This is a genomic window from Variovorax sp. 20P10.2.4, from assembly GCF_058244205.1.
The window spans coordinates 1-16,452 of sequence record NZ_JBZAYE010000113.1 but is presented as its reverse complement, the minus strand read 5'-3'; the positions used below and the strand labels follow the sequence as shown (position 1 = coordinate 16,452).

Below are 16,452 nucleotides of genomic sequence, written 5' to 3'. Positions count from 1 at the left end.
GGGTGTCGAAGGCGGCGCCGGCTTCGCCGCTGCGCAGCTGCAGGGTCGCGGTGTCGATCGCGGGGCGCGGCGCCTGCGGTGCCTGGGCCACGGCCTGTTCGAGCAGGCGGCGCGCGGCCGCGAGGTCGCCCATGCCGACCTGTTCGGCGGCCTGCTCGCACAGGTGGTGCGCGCGGCGCGTGCCGTAGCTGGCCTGGTCGGACTCGTCGAGCTTGCGTGCCACGTCGGCGGCCTGGCTCCATTCGCGCGAGCGTTCATAGATGGCCAGCAGCGCAAGCCGGGCCTCGTTCTCGTAGCGCGTGCCCTCGAGCTTCTGCAGCGCGGCTTCGGCGCGGTCGAGCAGGCCGGCGCGCAGGAAGTCCTGCGCCAGCGCATGCTGGGCACGCTCGCGGTCGCTGCGGCTCAGGTCGCCCCGGCCGAGCAGGTGCTCGTGCACGCGCACCGCGCGCTGGTACTCGCCGCGGCGGCGGAACAGGTTGCCGAGCGCGAAGTGCAGCTCCTGCGTGTCGGGGTCGTTCTGCACCGCCTCGATGAAGGCGTCGATGGCCTGGTCCTGCTGCTCGTTGAGCAGGAAGTTGAGGCCGCGGAAGTAGGCCTTGGGGGCCTGGCGGTTCTCGAGCTTGAGCTGGCGGATGTCGAAGCGGGAGGCCAGCCAGCCCAGGACGAAGGCGACGGGCAGGCTGATCAGCAACCAGCTGGGATCAAAGTCCATGTTGGCGTACGGCGGGAAGGTCGGTGGCGGCGATGGTCGGCGCCGGGGTTGCCGCCGGCACGGCGGCCGGGGCGGAGGAGGCGGTGGCGCTGCCCGCGGTCGTGGCCGGCAGTTGCGCGGCGGCGCTACGGTGCTTCCACCAGCCCGGCAGCATGCCGAGCGCGCCCACCACGAGGCCGCCCGCGAAGGCGGCCAGCACGACCAGCACCAGCGGCGCGCGCCAGTAGGTGCCGAAGAAGAAATAGACGGTCGCGTCGTGCTGGTTGTTCAGCGCGAAGGCGAAGAGCGTAAAAAAAATGGCTGCCTTGAGCAGCCACAGGAGGTATTTCATGCGCGGTCCCGTTGGCGGGACGATTCTACGTTTGCACCTGCGCCGGACGGCCCGCGCCGATGGAGGGGGCCGTTGGCGGCTGGACTCAGGCCTTCGGCGTCGTCTTGATGCCGAGTTCGGCGCTGCGGGCGTCGACCGCCTCGCGCAAGGCCTTGCCGGGCTTGAAGTGCGGCACGCGCTTCTCGGGAATCTGCACGCTCTCGCCCGAACGCGGGTTGCGGCCGATGCGCGGCGGACGCCGGTTGACCGAGAAGCTGCCGAAGCCGCGGATCTCGATCCGGTGCCCGCGCACCAGGGCATCGCTCATCGCGTCGAGGATGGTCTTGACGGCGTATTCGGCATCCCGGTGGGTGAGTTGCGCAAAGCGCGCTGCGAGTTCTTCGACGAGGTCAGAGCGGGTCATAGGTCAAAGCAAAAAGCAGGGGCGAAAAAAAAGACAGAGAGGCCACCAGGGCCTGCTCTGTCTTCGGGCGACGGCTTACTTGTTGTCGCTGTTGTCGAGCTTGGCGCGCAGCAGGGCGCCCAGGCTCGTCGTGCCCGCGTTTTCGCGTGCCGACTGCTGGCTCAGGTTGGCCATGGCGCCTTGCTCGTCGACCATGTCCTTCTGCTTGATCGACAGCTGGATGTTGCGGGTCTTGCGATCCACGTTCACGACGATGGCGGTGACTTCGTCGCCTTCCTTCAGCACGTTGCGGGCATCTTCGACGCGGTCGCGCGAGATTTCCGAAGCACGGAGGTAGCCGATGATGTCTTCACCCAGGTCGATCTCGGCGCCGCGGGCGTCGACCGTCTTGACCTTGCCGGTCACGATCTGGCCCTTGTCGTTGACCGTGGTGAAGGTGGTGAACGGGTCGCTGTCGAGTTGCTTGATGCCCAGCGAGATGCGCTCGCGGTCGACGTCGACGGCCAGCACGATCGCTTCGACTTCCTGGCCCTTCTTGTAGTTGCGAACGGCGGTTTCGCCGGCTTCGTTCCACGAGAGGTCCGAGAGGTGAACCAGGCCATCGATGCCGGCAGCCAGACCCACGAACACGCCGAAGTCGGTGATCGACTTGATCGGGCCCTTGACGCGGTCGCCACGCTTCGTGTTCTGAGCGAACTCTTGCCACGGGTTGGCCTTGCACTGCTTCATGCCCAGGCTGATGCGGCGCTTGTCTTCGTCGATCTCGAGGACCATGACTTCGACTTCGTCGCCCAGCGAGACGATCTTGTTCGGAGCGATGTTCTTGTTGGTCCAGTCCATTTCGGAGACGTGCACCAGGCCTTCGATGCCGGGTTCGAGCTCGACGAACGCGCCGTAGTCGGCGATGTTCGTGACCTTGCCGAACAGGCGGGTCGATTGCGGGTAGCGGCGCGAAACGCCCATCCACGGGTCATCGCCCATTTGCTTCAGACCCAGCGAGACACGGTTCTTCTCGGTGTCGAACTTGAGGATCTTGGCGGTGATTTCCTGGCCGGCCTGAACGACTTCGCTCGGGTGGCGGACACGGCGCCATGCCATGTCGGTGATGTGCAGCAGGCCGTCGATGCCGCCGAGGTCCACGAACGCACCGTATTCGGTGATGTTCTTGACCACGCCGCGGACAACAGCGCCTTCCTTCAGGGTTTCCATCAGCTTGGCGCGTTCTTCGCCCATGCTGGCTTCGACCACGGCACGGCGCGACAGCACGACGTTGTTGCGCTTGCGGTCGAGCTTGATGACCTTGAATTCGAGGGTCTTGTTCTCGTACGGGGTCAGGTCCTTGATCGGACGCGTGTCGATCAGCGAACCCGGCAGGAACGCGCGGATGCCGTTGACGAGCACCGTGAGGCCGCCCTTGACCTTGCCGCTGGTGGTGCCGGTGACGAAGTCGCCCGATTCCAGCGCCTTCTCGAGGGCCAGCCACGAAGCGAGACGCTTGGCGGTGTCGCGCGAGAGGATGGTGTCGCCGTAGCCGTTTTCAACGCTGCCGATGGCAACGGAAACGAAATCGCCGGCCTGGACTTCGAGCTCGCCCTTGTCGTTCTTGAACTCTTCGATCGGCACATACGCTTCGGACTTCAGACCGGCGTTGACGACGACGTGGTTGTGTTCGACACGCACGACTTCGGCCGTGATGACCTCGCCGGTGCGCATTTCGGAACGCTTCAGGGACTCTTCGAATAGGTCGGCAAAAGATTCAGACATTTATGGTTCCTTCCGTCAGGCAGGGTTGGCAGGCGCTCTTGCGACATTGCATGCGACTGCGCTGGATCTGGAGACGGCGGTTGGTTGTGGGCGGAAGCCCGGTTGGTTGAACAACCAGAAGGCCGGTGCGCTGTCGCGCGAAGGGAGCCTTCTGGAGCGGTAGGCGCCCCCCCGGAACACCCGGTGGGCGCGAGCCTTTCAAGCGGACTCGAAAGGCTGCACTTGTCGCCACCAGTCCAACACCGTGTCGATCGATTGCTCGATCGAGAGCTGGGAGTTGTCGAGGTGGCGCGCGTCCTGCGCCGGCTTCAAAGGGGCGACGCTGCGGGACGAGTCCCTGGCGTCACGCGCCTCCAGATCGGAGCGAAGACTGTCGAGTGTAGTCGAAATACCCTTTGAAATCAACTGCTTATGGCGCCGCTCGGCGCGCTGGGCGGCGCTCGCGGTCAGGAACACCTTGAGCGCGGCGTCGGGGAAGATCACGGTGCCCATGTCGCGGCCGTCGGCCACCAGGCCCGGCAGCTGGCGGAAGCGCTGCTGCAGGCCCAGCAGGGCCTCGCGCACGGCCGGCAGCGTGGAGACGCGCGAGGCGTCCATGCCGGCGGCCTCGGAGCGGATCAGCTCGCTGACGTCCTCGCCGTCCAGCAGCACCTTGCCCTCGGTGAACTGCAGCGGCAGGGCGGCGGCCAGCGCGGCGATCCGTGCCTCGTGCGCGGCGTCGGCGCTCAGGCCGGCTCGGCGCATGGCCAGCCCGGTCACGCGGTAGAGCGAGCCCGAATCGAGGTAGTGGTAGCCCAGCAGGCGCGCCACTTCGGAGGCCAGCGTGCCCTTGCCCGAGGCGGTCGGGCCGTCGATGCTGATCACCGGAATGCCGGCGGCCGTGGAGACCGAGAACAGGGTCTCGAAATAGTCGGGGAAGGTCTTGGCGACGCAGTGCGGCTCGAGGATGCGCACCGGCACCCGTGCCGGGTTGAAGGCAGCGAGCGAGAAGCACATCGCGACCCGATGGTCGTCGTAGGTGCGGATGCTCGCGGGCCGCCAGCCGGCCGGCGCCAGCGGATGCACGCGGATGAAGTCGGGCCCGGCCTCGACGGTGGCGCCGAGCTTGCGCAGCTCGTTGGCCATGGCGTCGATGCGGTCGGTTTCCTTGACGCGCCAGCTCGCGATGTTGCGCAGGGTGCTGGGGCCGTCGGCGTAGAGCGCCATCACGGCCAGCGTCATCGCCGCGTCGGGAATGTGGTTGGCGTCGAGGTCGATGGCCTTGAGCGGCCAGGCGCCGCGGCGCACCGCAAGCCAGTTCGGGCCGCTCTCGATCTCGGCGCCCATCTGGCGCGCGGCGTCGACGAAACGGATGTCGCCCTGGATCGAATCGGCGCCCACGCCCTCGATCCGGATGCCGTCGGGCCCGGATGCGGCCGTTGCGATGGCGCCCAGCGCGATGAAATAGCTGGCGGACGAGGCGTCGGCCTCGACATGGATGTCGCCCGGCGAGCGGTAGCTGCTGCCGGCGGGGATCGTGAAGCGCTCCCAGCCGTCGCGCCGCACCGCGATGCCGAAGCGCGCCAGCAGGTTCAGCGTGATCTCGATGTAGGGCTTGGAGATCAGCTCGCCGACGACTTCGATCGTGATGTCGCTTGCCGCTGCGAGGGGCAAGGCGAGCAGCAGGGCGGTCAGGAACTGGCTCGAGACGTCGCCGCGCACGCGGATCGGGGCGTCGAGCACCAGCTCGCCATGCGGTACCGGATGGATGCGCAGCGGCGGATAGCCGGGATTGCCGAGGTAGTCGATGCGGCAACCCAGCTGGGTGAGGGCATCGACCAGGTCGCCGATCGGGCGCTCGTGCATGCGCGGCACGCCGCGCAGTTCGAATTCGCCGCCCAGCAGCGACAGCGCCGCGGTCAGCGGCCGCATCGCCGTGCCGGCATTGCCGAGGAACAGCGACAGCAGCTCGGTGTTGCCGATTTCCCGGCCGCCGATGCCGGTGATGCGCACCAGCGTGCCGGCGGGTTCGACGCCGCAGCCCAGCGCGCGCAGCGCATCGAGCATGACGCGGGTGTCGTCCGAGTCGAGCACGTCGTGCAGGGTGGTGGTGCCGCTCGCGAGCGCGGCCAGCAGCAGCACGCGGTTCGAGATGCTCTTGGAGCCGGGCAACTGCACCGTGCCCGAGGCACCGGTGAGCGCGGGGAGATCGAGGAAGGCCGAGGCGTACATCTCAGGCGTCCTGCTGCGAATCGTGCGACGACGAGGCGCCGGGTTGCCAGGCGGCCCGCACGCGGCGGGCGCGCTCGATCGATTGTTCAAGGGCCTGCGATTCGCCCTCGGCCATGGCGTTCTCCATCTCGAGCAGCGCGGCGCGGAAGGCGCGCGACTGCGCCAGCACCTGCTCGCGGTTGGCCAGCAGCACGTCGCGCCACATCACGGGATCGCTCGCGGCGATGCGCGAGAAGTCGCGAAAGCCCGGGCCGGCCAGGCTCAGGAAGCGCTCGCCCTGCGGCTGGCCGGCGAGGCCGTTGACATAGGCGAAGGCCAGCAGATGCGGCAGGTGGCTCACGGCGGCGAAGGTGCTGTCGTGCTCCTCGTGGGTCATGGTGAGCACGTTGGCGCCGATGCCGCCCCAGACCTGCGAGGCACGCTGCACGTTGGAGCGCAGCGTGGACTTGATCGGCGTGAGCACCACGTGGCGGCCGGTGAACAGCGAGGCCTCGGCATGCTCGATGCCCGAGACTTCCTTGCCCGCGATCGGGTGTGCCGGCACGAAGTTGCCGAGCTGGCCCTGCAGGCCGCGGCGCGCGGCCTCGATGACGTCGCCCTTGGTGGAGCCGACGTCCATCACCAGCGCGTCGCTGCCGATGCCGTGGCGGATCGCCTTGAAGGTGGCTTCCGAGGCCGCCACCGGCACGGCCAGCAGCACGATGTCGGCGCCCGACACCGCCAGCAGCGCCGAGGGCGCGGCGACGTCGATCACGCCGAGCTGCCGGGCTCGTTCCGTGGTGGAGGGCGACTTGCTGTAGCCCACCACCCGTTTCACCAGCTTGGCGCGCTTCAGCGCCAGCGCGAAGGAGCCGCCTATCAGGCCGCAGCCGATCAATCCCAGTTGCTCGAACATGTGCTTGCTTGCGACGGACTCAGGCCTTGACGGGGTAGGCGCCGAGCACCTTGTAGAACGCGCAGAGACCGCGCAGCTCGGCCAGCGCCGCGGCCACGTTGGGCTGCGAGGGATGGCCGTCGAGGTCGATGTAGAAGTAGTACTCCCACTGCCCGGTGCGCGCGGGGCGCGACTCGAAGCGGGTCATCGACACGTTGTTGACCTTCAGCGGCACCAGCAGGTCGTGCACCGCGCCCGGCCGGTTGGGCACCGACACGATCAGGCTGGTGCAGTCGCGGCCCGAGGCGGGCGGCATCGCGAGCGTCTGCGGCAGGCAGATCACCGAGAAGCGGGTGCGGTTGTAGGAGTCGTCCTGGATCGCGTGGGCCACGATGTGCAGCCCGAAGCGCGTGGCGGCGCGCTCACCGGCCAGCCCCGCGAATGCGGGGTTGGCGGCCGCGAGGCGCGCGCCCTCGGCATTGCTCGACACGGCACGGCGCTCGGCATGCGGCAGGTGCTTGGTCAGCCAGCCCTGGCACTGGGCCAGCGCCTGCGGATGGGCCAGCACGGCCTCGATGCCCTCGAGCGAATTGCTGCTGCGCAGCAGGTGGTGGCGCACCAGCAGGCTGACTTCGCCGACCACGTGGGTGGGCGAGTGCAGGAACAGGTCGAGCGAGCGCGTGACCACGCCCTCGGTCGAGTTCTCGACGCCGACCACGCCGTACTGGGCGCTGCCGGCGGCGGTGGCGTGGAAGACCTCGTCGAAGCTGGCGCAGTAGATCAGGTCGGCGGCGCCGCCGAAGTACTCGATGGCCGCCTGCTCGCAGAAGGTGCCTTCGGGGCCGAGCACCGCCACGCGCTGCGGCGACTCGAGCGCCAGGCAGGCCGACATGATCTCGCGCCAGATGGCAGCCACGTGCAGGTCCTTGAGCGGACCGCCGTTGCCCTTCTGCATCTTGTCGATGACCTGGGCCACCCGGTCGGGGCGGAAGAAGGGCGTGCCTTCGCGCTTCTTCACTTCGCCGACCAGCTCCGCCACGTGGGCCCGCTCGTTGAGCAGGCGCAGCAGTTGCTGGTCGAGCGAATCGATCTGCACGCGCAGATCGGCGAGGCTTTCGGAATGGTCGGGGGAGGAGGGCTGGGTAGGAGCTGGGGCGGTCATCGGTGAGGTTCGCGCGCGTCTAGGCGTGCGACCGCTCGAATTCTCGCATGTAGCTCACCAGGGCCTGCACGCCTTCCAGGGGCATGGCGTTGTAGAGGCTGGCACGCATGCCGCCCACCGACTTGTGGCCCTTGAGCTGCAGCAGCCCCGCCGCGCGGGCGCCCGACAGGAAGGACTCGTTGCGGGCCTCGTCGCGCAGGAAGAACGGGATGTTCATGCGCGAGCGGCAGCCCGGGTCGATCTTGTTCAGGTAGAAGGACGACGCATCGATGAAGTCGTACAGCAGCTTCGCCTTGGCGATGTTGCGCTGCTCCATCGCGGCCACGCCGGTCGCCGTGCCTTCGGTCTGCTCGCGCAGCCACTGGAACGTGAGCCCCGCCATGTAGATGCCCCAGGTCGGCGGGGTGTTGTACATGGACTGGTTGTCGGCCACGGTCTTGTAGTTGAACGCGCTCGGGCAGATCTCGAGGGCATGGCCCAGCAGGTCGTCGCGCACGACGACGATGGTGAGCCCGGCCGGGCCGAGGTTTTTCTGCGCACCGCCGAAGGCCAGGCCGACGCGGCTCCAGTCGACACCGCGCGAGGCGACGTGCGAGGAGAAGTCGATCACCAACGGCGCCTTGCTGCCGAGGGCGGCGAGGTCTGGCAGCTCGTGGAATTCGATGCCGTTGATGGTCTCGTTGCTGCACAGGTGCACGTACGAGGCATCGCCGGACAGCTGCCAGCTCGCGGGATCGGGCAGGCGCGTGTGCTGGTCGTCGGCGTTGCTCGCGGCCACGCGCGCGCTGCAGTAGCGCTGCGCTTCCTTGTGCGACTTGATGCTCCAGCTGCCGGTGATCACGAAGTCGACCGTGCCGCCGCGCGACAGGTTCAGCGGCACGATCGCGTTCTCGCCGAGGCCGCCGCCCTGCATGAACAGGATCCGGAAGTTGGCGGGCACCGCCAGCAGCGCGCGCAGGTCGGCTTCGGCCTGCGCGTAGATCTCGCCGAACTCCTTGCCGCGATGGCTCATCTCCATCACGCTCATGCCGCTGCCGTGCCAGTCGAGCATTTCGGCGGCGGCGCGTTGCAGCACCGCCTCGGGCATGGCGGCGGGGCCCGCGGAGAAGTTGTAGGGGCGCGGGCCGGCCGGCTTCTGCGGGGCGTTCACGTCACTTCTTGGCGGGAGCCTTGGCCGGTGCCTTGGCGGGCGCGGACGGCGCTTCGGTCGGGGCACCCAGCGCCTTGGCGACGTTGGTGTCGAGCGCCTGCATCTTCGGCTCGATGGAGCTGCGGGTTTCGGCCACCAGCTTTTCCGTCAGCGCGGTCTGCATCTTGGGGTTCAGGTCCTGGTACTTCTTGCTCAGCGGCGAGTTGATCCAGGCCAGCAGCTGCTTGAGTTCGTCTTCGGTGAAGGACTGCTCGAGCAGCGGGGTCAGCGTGGTCGGGGCCAGTTGCACGGCCTTGTCGCGCACGATCGGGTAAGCCTCGTCGTAGTACTTCTTGAGCTCGGCATCGGCGGCCTTGGCGGCGGCTTCGCGCTTGGCTTCGGGCACCTGGGTCTGCAGGTACTGCGAACCGGCCTGCGCGATCGGGGCGCTCGACTGCTCGACCAGGCCGCGGGCCAGGGCCTCGATGCCGGGGCGCTGCAGGTCGAGGAACTGCTTGATGAGCGTGGCCTTGTCCTGGGCCAGGGCGCCCATCGAACTGCCAGCCAGGGCGATGGTCAGGAGTGCGAGCTTGATTTGTTTTTTCACTGAGGATTCTCCGTTGAAGATGTGGAAGTGTCGTCTGCGCCGGGCTCGGGTTCGCCATTGGCATCGTTTTCGACGATACGTTGCAGCCCGCTGAGTTTGGCACCTTCGTCGAGCCCGATCAGCGTAACGCCTTGCGTCGCGCGACCCAGTTCACGAATCTCGGCGACTCGGGTGCGCACCAGCACGCCCTTGTCGGTGATGAGCATGATCTCATCGTCCGAATGCACGAGTGTGGCGGCAACGACCTTGCCGTTTCGCTCACTCTGTTGAATCGCGATCATGCCTTTGGTTCCACGGCCGTGGCGCGTGTATTCCGTAATGCTTGTTCGCTTTCCGTAACCATTTTCCGTGGCCGTGAGCACGCTCTGCTGCTCGTCCTCGGCCACCAGCATGGCGATCACGCCCTGGCCTTCCTCGAGCATCATGCCGCGCACGCCGCGCGCGTTGCGGCCCATCGGGCGCACGTCGTTCTCGTCGAAGCGCACCGCCTTGCCGCCGTCGCTGAACAGCATCACGTCGTGCTTGCCGTCGGTGAGGGCGGCGCCGATCAGGTAGTCGCCCGCATCGAGGTCGACCGCGATGATGCCGGCCTTGCGCGGGTTGTTGAACTCGTCGAGCGTGGTCTTCTTGACCGTGCCCATCGAGGTCGACATGAACACGTACTGGTCGGCCGGGAAGTTGCGCTTCTCGCCCGTGAGCGGCAGCGCGACGTTGATCTTCTCGCCCTCGGCCAGCGGGAACATGTTGACGATCGGGCGGCCGCGCGAACCGCGCGAGCCCGCCGGCACTTCCCACACCTTGAGCCAGTAGAGCCGGCCGCGGTTCGAGAAGCACAGGATGTAGTCGTGCGTGTTCGCGATGAAGAGCTGGTCGATCCAGTCGTCTTCCTTGGTGGTGGTGGCCTGCTTGCCGCGGCCGCCGCGCTTCTGCGCCCGGTATTCGCCGAGCGGCTGGCTCTTGATGTAGCCGCTGTGCGAGAGCGTCACCACCATGTCGGTGGGGGTGATCAGGTCTTCGGTCGAGAGGTCGAAGGCGCTGTGCTCGACGAGGCTGCGGCGCGCGCCCACCTTCGACTGGCCGAACTCCTGCTTGAGGGCGCCGAGTTCGTCGCCGATGATGGTCGAGACGCGCTCGGGCTTGGCCAGGATGTCGAGCAGGTCGTCGATCTCGGCCATGACTTCCTTGTATTCGGCGACGATCTTGTCCTGCTCCAGGCCGGTCAGGCGCTGCAGGCGCATCTGCAGGATTTCCTGGGCCTGCGTTTCCGAGAGGCGGTAGAGGCCGTCGTTGCCCATGCCGAACTCGCGTTCGAGGCCTTCGGGGCGGTAGTCGTCGGCGCTGATCACGCCGCCGTCGGCGCGCGTGCGCGTGAGCATCTCGCGCACCAGCTTGCTGTCCCAGCTGCGCGCCATCAGCTCGGCCTTGGCGACCGGCGGGGTCGGGGCGTTGCGGATGATGGCGATGAAGTCGTCGATGTTCGCCAGCGCCACCGCCAGGCCTTCGAGCACGTGGCCGCGGTCACGGGCCTTGCGCAGGTTGAAGACCGTGCGGCGCGTCACCACTTCGCGGCGGTGCTGCAGGAAGACCTCGATCAGGTCCTTGAGGTTGCACAGCTTCGGCTGGCCGTCGACCAGCGCCACCATGTTGATGCCGAAGGTGTCCTGCAGCTGGGTCTGCTTGTAGAGGTTGTTGAGCACCACCTCGGGCACTTCGCCGCGCTTGAGCTCAATGACCAGGCGCATGCCCGACTTGTCGGACTCGTCCTGGATGTGGCTGATGCCCTCGATCTTCTTCTCGTGGACCAGCTCGGCCATGCGCTCCTGCAGCGTCTTCTTGTTGACCTGGTAGGGGAGCTCGTCGACGATGATCGCCTGGCGCTGGCCGCGGTCGATGTCTTCGAAGTGGCACTTGGCGCGCATCACGACCTTGCCGCGGCCGGTGCGGTAGCCGTCCTTCACGCCGTTGATGCCGTAGATGATGCCGGCCGTGGGGAAGTCGGGCGCCGGCACGATCTCCATCAGCTCGTCGATGCTGGCCTGCGGGTTGCGCAGCAGGTGCAGGCAGGCGTCCACCACTTCATTGAGGTTGTGCGGCGGAATATTGGTGGCCATGCCGACCGCAATACCGCCGGAGCCATTGACCAGCAAATTCGGCAGCCGGCTCGGCAGCACGGCCGGTTCCTTTTCGGAGCCGTCGTAATTGTCCTGGAAATCGATCGTTTCCTTGTCGATATCGGCCAGCATTTCATGCGCGATTTTGGCCAGCCGGATTTCCGTATACCGCATTGCGGCCGCGTTGTCGCCATCCACGGACCCGAAGTTGCCCTGGCCGTCGACCAGCATGTGCCGCATCGAGAAGTCCTGGGCCAGCCGCACGATGGTGTCATAGACCGACTGGTCGCCGTGCGGGTGGTACTTGCCGATCACGTCGCCGACGATACGGGCCGACTTCTTGTACGGCCGGTTCCAGTCGTTGTTGAGCTCGTGCATCGCGTAGAGCACGCGGCGATGCACCGGCTTGAGGCCGTCCCTCGCGTCGGGGAGGGCGCGGCCCACGATCACGCTCATGGCGTAATCGAGATAACTGCGGCGCATTTCCTCTTCGAGACTGATGGGCAGGGTTTCTTTGGCGAAGGACGTCATTGAGCGAGAGGCTGGCGGCAGGAAGGCGAAATTTTACGCTGTGAGGGGTGTCGCACCGCCGCAACACAAGGGCTCTATTCCGCCTCCGTCCTACGCTTCGTGGCCGCCGTGCGGCCTGTTTGCCAAAGACCCTATGGCACAATCGCCTCAACGTTTTGGGTGGTGGTCACTTAAAGCGTCCTTGATTCGCAGCGCGGCTGCGGCTTTTTCCCCAAGAGGAGAACCATGAAGAAACTGAATAAAGTGGCGATGATGTTTGCAGTCGCTGCGCTCGCCACTGCCGCCGGCGCGCAGACCCGTGTCACCGCTGCGAATGGCGGTCCTACGATCGACAACTGGCAAAACGGCACCGGCGAACTGGTTTGGAAGAACGGCACGAACGAACTGTGCTGGCGCGATGCCAACTGGACGCCCGCCACGGCTGCTGCCGGTTGCGACGGTGCTCTGGTTCCCCCGGCTGCTGTTGCACCCACCGCGCCTCCTGGCGCCGTGACCCCGCCTCCCGCCACCCCGCAACCGCCGACCGTTGCTTCGAAGGTGACCTTCGCTGCCGACGCATTCTTCGACTTCGACAAGTCGGTGCTGAAGCCTGAAGGCCGCGCGAAGCTGACCGACCTGGTCGAGAAGATCCGTGGCGTGAACCTCGAAGTGATCATCGCCGTCGGCCACACCGACTCGATCGGTTCGGACGCCTACAACCAGCGTCTGTCGGTGCGTCGCGCCGAAGCCGTCAAGGCCTTCCTGGTCTCGAAGGGCATCGAACGCAACCGCGTCTACACCGAAGGCAAGGGCGAGAAGCAGCCTGTGGCTGACAACCGCACCAAGGAAGGCCGCGCCAAGAACCGTCGCGTGGAAATCGAAGTGGTCGGCACCCGCGCCAACTGATAGCTCGATTCCATCGACCCTAAAACCCCGCCTCGGCGGGGTTTTTTTATGCCTGAATCAATGCAGGCTGAAAGTTTTCAAAGAGGCCCATTCGTCATGGGCCGGTCATCGTCCGTTTCATAATCCGTCATATGACAGAAAACGTGAATGCCGATCCCGCCGAACTCGCCAAATTTTCGGAGTTGGCCCACAAGTGGTGGGATATGGAAGGCGAATTTCGCCCTTTGCACGAAATCAATCCTTTGCGCCTGGAATGGATTGAAGGTATTGCGCCGATTTCCCAGCGGCGCGTCGTGGATATAGGCTGCGGCGGCGGAATTCTTTCGGATTCGATGGCCCGCAAGGGCGCGGACGTGCTCGGTGCCGACCTCGCGGGCAAGGCGCTCAAGGTGGCGCAGCTGCACGCGCTCGAGGCCGGCACGCGCGGCGTGAAGTACCGCGAGGTCAGCGCCGAGGCGCTCGCGGCCGAGCAGCCCGGCAGCTTCGACGTCGTCACCTGCATGGAGATGCTCGAGCACGTGCCGGACCCGGCCTCGGTCATCCAGGCCTGCGCCACGCTGGTCAAGCCCGGCGGCTGGGTCTTCTTCTCGACGATCAACCGCAACCTCAAGTCCTTCATGCTCGCGATCGTCGGCGCCGAGTACGTGATGGGCATGCTGCCGCGCGGCACCCACGAGTACGCGAAGCTGATCCGGCCCAGCGAGCTGGCGGCCTACTGCCGCGCGGCCGGCCTCGACGTGCGACACACGCGCGGCCTCGAGCACAACCCGATCACGCGGCGCTACTGGCTCAGCGCCGACACCAGCGTCAATTACATGTTCGCCACGCAGAAGCCGGCGGAGGCCCGGGCATGAAGGGCGTGCCGACCCGCGCCGTGCTGTTCGACCTCGACGGCACGCTGATCGACAGCGCCCCCGACCTGGGCGCCGCGGCGGACCAGATGCGCACCGCCCGCGGACTGGCCTCCTATCCGCTCGAGCGCTACCGCCCCATGGCCGGCGCGGGTGCGCGCGGCATGCTCGGCGTGGCCTTCGGCATCACGCCCGATGCGCCCGAGTTCGATGCGCTGCGCGAGGAGTTCTTCGTGACCTACGAGCGCTGCATGTTCAACACGCAGGCCTTCGAAGGCGTTCCGCCGCTGATCGAGGCACTGGTCGCGCGCGGGCTGCGCTGGGGCGTGGTCACGAACAAGTCGAAGCGCTTCACCGAGCCGCTCACGCAGGCGATGCCGCTGTTCGCGAGCGCGGGCGCGGTGGTGAGCGGCGACACCACGCCGCATGCCAAGCCGCATCCCGAGCCGCTGCACGAGGCGGCCCGGCGGCTGGGCATCCCTTCCGAGCATTGCATCTACGTCGGCGACGACGAGCGCGACATCATCGCGGGCCGCGCGGCGGGCATGCGGACCGTGGCTGCGGCCTACGGCTACATGGGCGCGCAGGCCGATGCGACCCGCTGGGAAGCCGATGCCTTGATAACTTCTCCGGGCGAGCTCTTGAAACTGCTGGATAGCGCCTAAAATACGCCCCCTTGGGGCTGCACTGGTTTCGACGCGGGTTCGGAGTCGCAGCGGGGCATGTCGAGCTGAATGCGCTCGTAAAACAGATTCAAACAAACTAACTGCAAACGACGAACGTTTCGCACTCGCTGCTTAATTGCCAGTGAGCCTTGCAACAGCAGGCCGATGGGCTGGGCAAGGGGGTTCTGAGCAATCAGTGCCTCCCGGCTGCAAGGATAATTACATCGGCTGGCTTCGATCCGGGTACCTTGGGTCGGGGCAAGAAAATAGGGTGCTGGCGTCCGGTGTAGCGTGCGACTGCGCGACTCCGGAAGCGAGACTTAAATCAGATCGCTAAACATGTAGAACTGCGCGATGAAGGCTTGCGGACGGGGGTTCAAATCCCCCCAGCTCCACCACATTCTCAAAGGCTGACTCGGACCGATCCGAGCTTGGCGACCCGGGAGGCATTCCCGGTCGGCCACGGCCAACTCCCACTCTTCATGGATTCGGCGCGCGTTTCACCTGCATGAAGCGCGCGTTCGTGCGTGAGAAGGGCTAGGGGAGGAGCGGCAAGGCCGCATGCCTGGCCTCGACGATGTCGAGCCCAGGTGGCCATCGGCCAGGGGCGTTATCGCGCCAGTCGGTCGCCGTCGCTGCCCGGCTTGGGCATCGGGCCGTTCGGCCCGCGTTCGGCGCGGATGGCCGACATGACGGCAACCAGCATCGCCCCGACGGCGACACCGGCCAGGAAGACCGACAGAACGAAGGATGGATCGGAGAGCTGCATGGTGTCAGAACGCCGATTTGTACACCCAAAGACCGCACCGAGCGCCGCTGGCGCGGAAGGTCGCGGCATTGTCTTACATGCGGCCGCCCGGTGGGACGGAGGCTCTCCTGGACAACCCGACCCCGGCTCTTTTCGCTGTCACCCAGGGCTATATTCGGCGGGCGCCGGCGCGCTCCGATCGCGCGCGTTCTCTCCCTCGCATCTTCCTAAAAAGGCTGCCCGTGTCCGATTCCCTGACTTCGGTTCTGACGAGCTACTACGACGCGGTGCCCTATGACTCGCACCCGTTCCCGCAGACGGCGGTGGAGCACCTGGAAGCCACAGCATTTCTCTTCGGCCTCGAAACACCCGCGCCCGCCGGCGCGCGCGTGCTCGAACTGGGCTGCGCGGCGGGCAACAACATCATTCCCTTCGCCGAGCGCCACCCCGGCGCGCGCGCGCTCGGCCTCGACCTGTCGTCGGTGCAGATCGCGCAGGGCGTGAAGGCGATCGAGCGGCTGGGGCTGTCGAACGTCGAGGTGAAGACCTTCAACATCGCCGAGGTCGACGCCTCGCTCGGCCAGTTCGACTACATCGTCTGCCACGGCGTCTACAGCTGGGTGCCGGGGCCGGTGCAGGACGCGATCCTGCGCGTGTGCTCCGAGAACCTCGCGCCGAACGGCGTGGCCTATGTGAGCTACAACGTCTACCCGGGCTGGAAGGCGCGCGAGATCGTGCGCGACGCGATGATCCTGCGCGGCGGCCCGCGCGACACGCCCGAGGAGAAGCTCTCCTATGCCCGCGGCATGATCGAGTTCCTCGCGCAGTCGGCGCGTCCCGACAGCGTGCTCAAGAAGACGCTCGACGAAACCGCGCCGATCGTGCGCGACGGCGCCACCTCGTACCTGCTGCACGAGTTCCTCGAGCCCTGCAACGCGCCGTGCTATTTCAAGGAGTTCGTCGCGCGCGCCGAGGGCCACGGCCTGGCCTACATGGCCGAAGCCGAGCCCTCGACGATGTTCGTGCAGAACTACGGCGCTCAGGTGCGCGATCCGCTGCTGCGCGAATGCGGCGGCAGCCAGGTGCTGATGGAGCAGTACCTCGACTTCCTGGTCAACCGCACCTTCCGCCAGACGCTGCTGGTGAAGCAGGAGCAGGCGCGCAACATCCGCTACCGGCTCGACGCCACGCGCATTCGCGGCCTGCTGTTTGCGGGCGTGTTCCATGGCGAGAACGGCGCGCCGCTCACGCTCGACACGCGCGAGCAGAACTGCACCGCGATCCGCAACGTGACGGTCACCCTGCGCCAGCCGGTGCACAAGGCGGTGGCGCACGTGCTCGACAGCCACTATCCGCTGGCGCTGAGTGCCGACGCACTGATCGCCTGCGTGCTGCCGCTGCTCGGCCAGCCGCGCGAGGCGGTCGAGCCCGCGGTGATGGCGATGCTCGAGGAGATGCTGATCCTCGG

Annotated in this window: 15 protein-coding genes and 1 other RNA gene; 5 read left to right on the top strand and 11 right to left on the bottom strand. The window is 66.8% G+C overall.

Annotated elements, in window-relative coordinates:
• The 10 genes from AC27VN_RS13675 to gyrA form a co-directional block, all read right to left on the bottom strand.
• On the bottom strand, window positions 1-712 hold a 712-nt coding region (locus AC27VN_RS13675; protein ID WP_490876882.1), incomplete at its 3' end, for a tetratricopeptide repeat protein.
• Window positions 702-1,043, bottom strand: a complete 342-nt coding sequence (locus AC27VN_RS13670; RefSeq protein WP_490876881.1) for a LapA family protein — start codon at window positions 1,041-1,043, stop codon at window positions 702-704. The genes AC27VN_RS13675 and AC27VN_RS13670, both read right to left, overlap by 11 nt.
• An 85-nt stretch (window positions 1,044-1,128) precedes the next feature.
• Window positions 1,129-1,446, bottom strand: coding sequence for an integration host factor subunit beta (locus AC27VN_RS13665; protein ID WP_057589604.1), 318 nt, complete (start codon window positions 1,444-1,446; stop codon window positions 1,129-1,131).
• Between the two features lie 75 nt (window positions 1,447-1,521).
• Window positions 1,522-3,210, bottom strand: a complete 1,689-nt coding sequence (rpsA, locus tag AC27VN_RS13660) for a 30S ribosomal protein S1 (protein ID WP_093343410.1) — start codon at window positions 3,208-3,210, stop codon at window positions 1,522-1,524.
• Between the two features lie 198 nt (window positions 3,211-3,408).
• The gene (locus tag AC27VN_RS13655) at window positions 3,409-5,421 is read right to left on the bottom strand and encodes a bifunctional 3-phosphoshikimate 1-carboxyvinyltransferase/cytidylate kinase (protein ID WP_490876880.1); all 2,013 of its coding nucleotides are present in this window, start codon (window positions 5,419-5,421) and stop codon (window positions 3,409-3,411) included.
• A 1-nt stretch (window position 5,422) separates the two neighbouring features.
• Window positions 5,423-6,316, bottom strand: coding sequence for a prephenate dehydrogenase (locus tag AC27VN_RS13650; RefSeq protein ID WP_296801288.1), 894 nt, complete (start codon window positions 6,314-6,316; stop codon window positions 5,423-5,425).
• Between the two features lie 19 nt (window positions 6,317-6,335).
• Window positions 6,336-7,457: a prephenate dehydratase gene (pheA, locus tag AC27VN_RS13645; RefSeq protein ID WP_093343406.1), complete on the bottom strand. Its 1,122-nt coding sequence runs from the start codon at window positions 7,455-7,457 to the stop codon at window positions 6,336-6,338.
• Window positions 7,458-7,476: 19 nt separating this feature from the next.
• On the bottom strand, window positions 7,477-8,607 hold the full coding sequence (gene serC / locus AC27VN_RS13640; RefSeq protein ID WP_490876879.1) for a 3-phosphoserine/phosphohydroxythreonine transaminase: 1,131 nt from the start codon (window positions 8,605-8,607) through the stop codon (window positions 7,477-7,479).
• Between the two features lies 1 nt (window position 8,608).
• Window positions 8,609-9,193, bottom strand: coding sequence for a DUF2059 domain-containing protein (locus tag AC27VN_RS13635; protein ID WP_256222547.1), 585 nt, complete (start codon window positions 9,191-9,193; stop codon window positions 8,609-8,611).
• Window positions 9,190-11,835 (bottom strand): DNA gyrase subunit A, encoded by a 2,646-nt coding sequence (gene gyrA / locus AC27VN_RS13630; RefSeq protein ID WP_093343403.1) that lies wholly within the window; start codon window positions 11,833-11,835, stop codon window positions 9,190-9,192. Before gyrA ends, AC27VN_RS13635 begins: the two co-directional genes overlap by 4 nt.
• Before the next feature lie 225 nt (window positions 11,836-12,060).
• On the opposite strand from gyrA, the gene ompA reads away from it, so the two are divergent.
• From ompA to ssrA, 4 genes are all read left to right on the top strand, one after another.
• On the top strand, window positions 12,061-12,720 hold the full coding sequence (gene ompA / locus AC27VN_RS13625; RefSeq protein WP_490876878.1) for an outer membrane protein OmpA: 660 nt from the start codon (window positions 12,061-12,063) through the stop codon (window positions 12,718-12,720).
• A 131-nt stretch (window positions 12,721-12,851) separates the two neighbouring features.
• The gene (gene ubiG, locus AC27VN_RS13620) at window positions 12,852-13,574 is read left to right on the top strand and encodes a bifunctional 2-polyprenyl-6-hydroxyphenol methylase/3-demethylubiquinol 3-O-methyltransferase UbiG (RefSeq protein WP_490876877.1); all 723 of its coding nucleotides are present in this window, start codon (window positions 12,852-12,854) and stop codon (window positions 13,572-13,574) included.
• Window positions 13,571-14,236, top strand: a complete 666-nt coding sequence (locus AC27VN_RS13615; RefSeq protein WP_208510334.1) for an HAD-IA family hydrolase — start codon at window positions 13,571-13,573, stop codon at window positions 14,234-14,236. Before ubiG ends, AC27VN_RS13615 begins: the two co-directional genes overlap by 4 nt.
• A gap of 13 nt (window positions 14,237-14,249) precedes the next feature.
• Window positions 14,250-14,634: a transfer-messenger RNA gene (ssrA, locus tag AC27VN_RS13610) on the top strand.
• 212 nt (window positions 14,635-14,846) lie between these two features.
• Here the strand turns inward: ssrA and AC27VN_RS13605 are convergent.
• Window positions 14,847-15,005, bottom strand: a complete 159-nt coding sequence (locus AC27VN_RS13605; RefSeq protein WP_203205080.1) for a hypothetical protein — start codon at window positions 15,003-15,005, stop codon at window positions 14,847-14,849.
• Window positions 15,006-15,226: 221 nt separating this feature from the next.
• Between AC27VN_RS13605 and AC27VN_RS13600 the strand changes: the two genes are divergently transcribed.
• A partial coding sequence (locus tag AC27VN_RS13600; RefSeq protein WP_490876876.1) for a methyltransferase regulatory domain-containing protein occupies window positions 15,227-16,452 on the top strand: 1,226 nt, incomplete at its 3' end.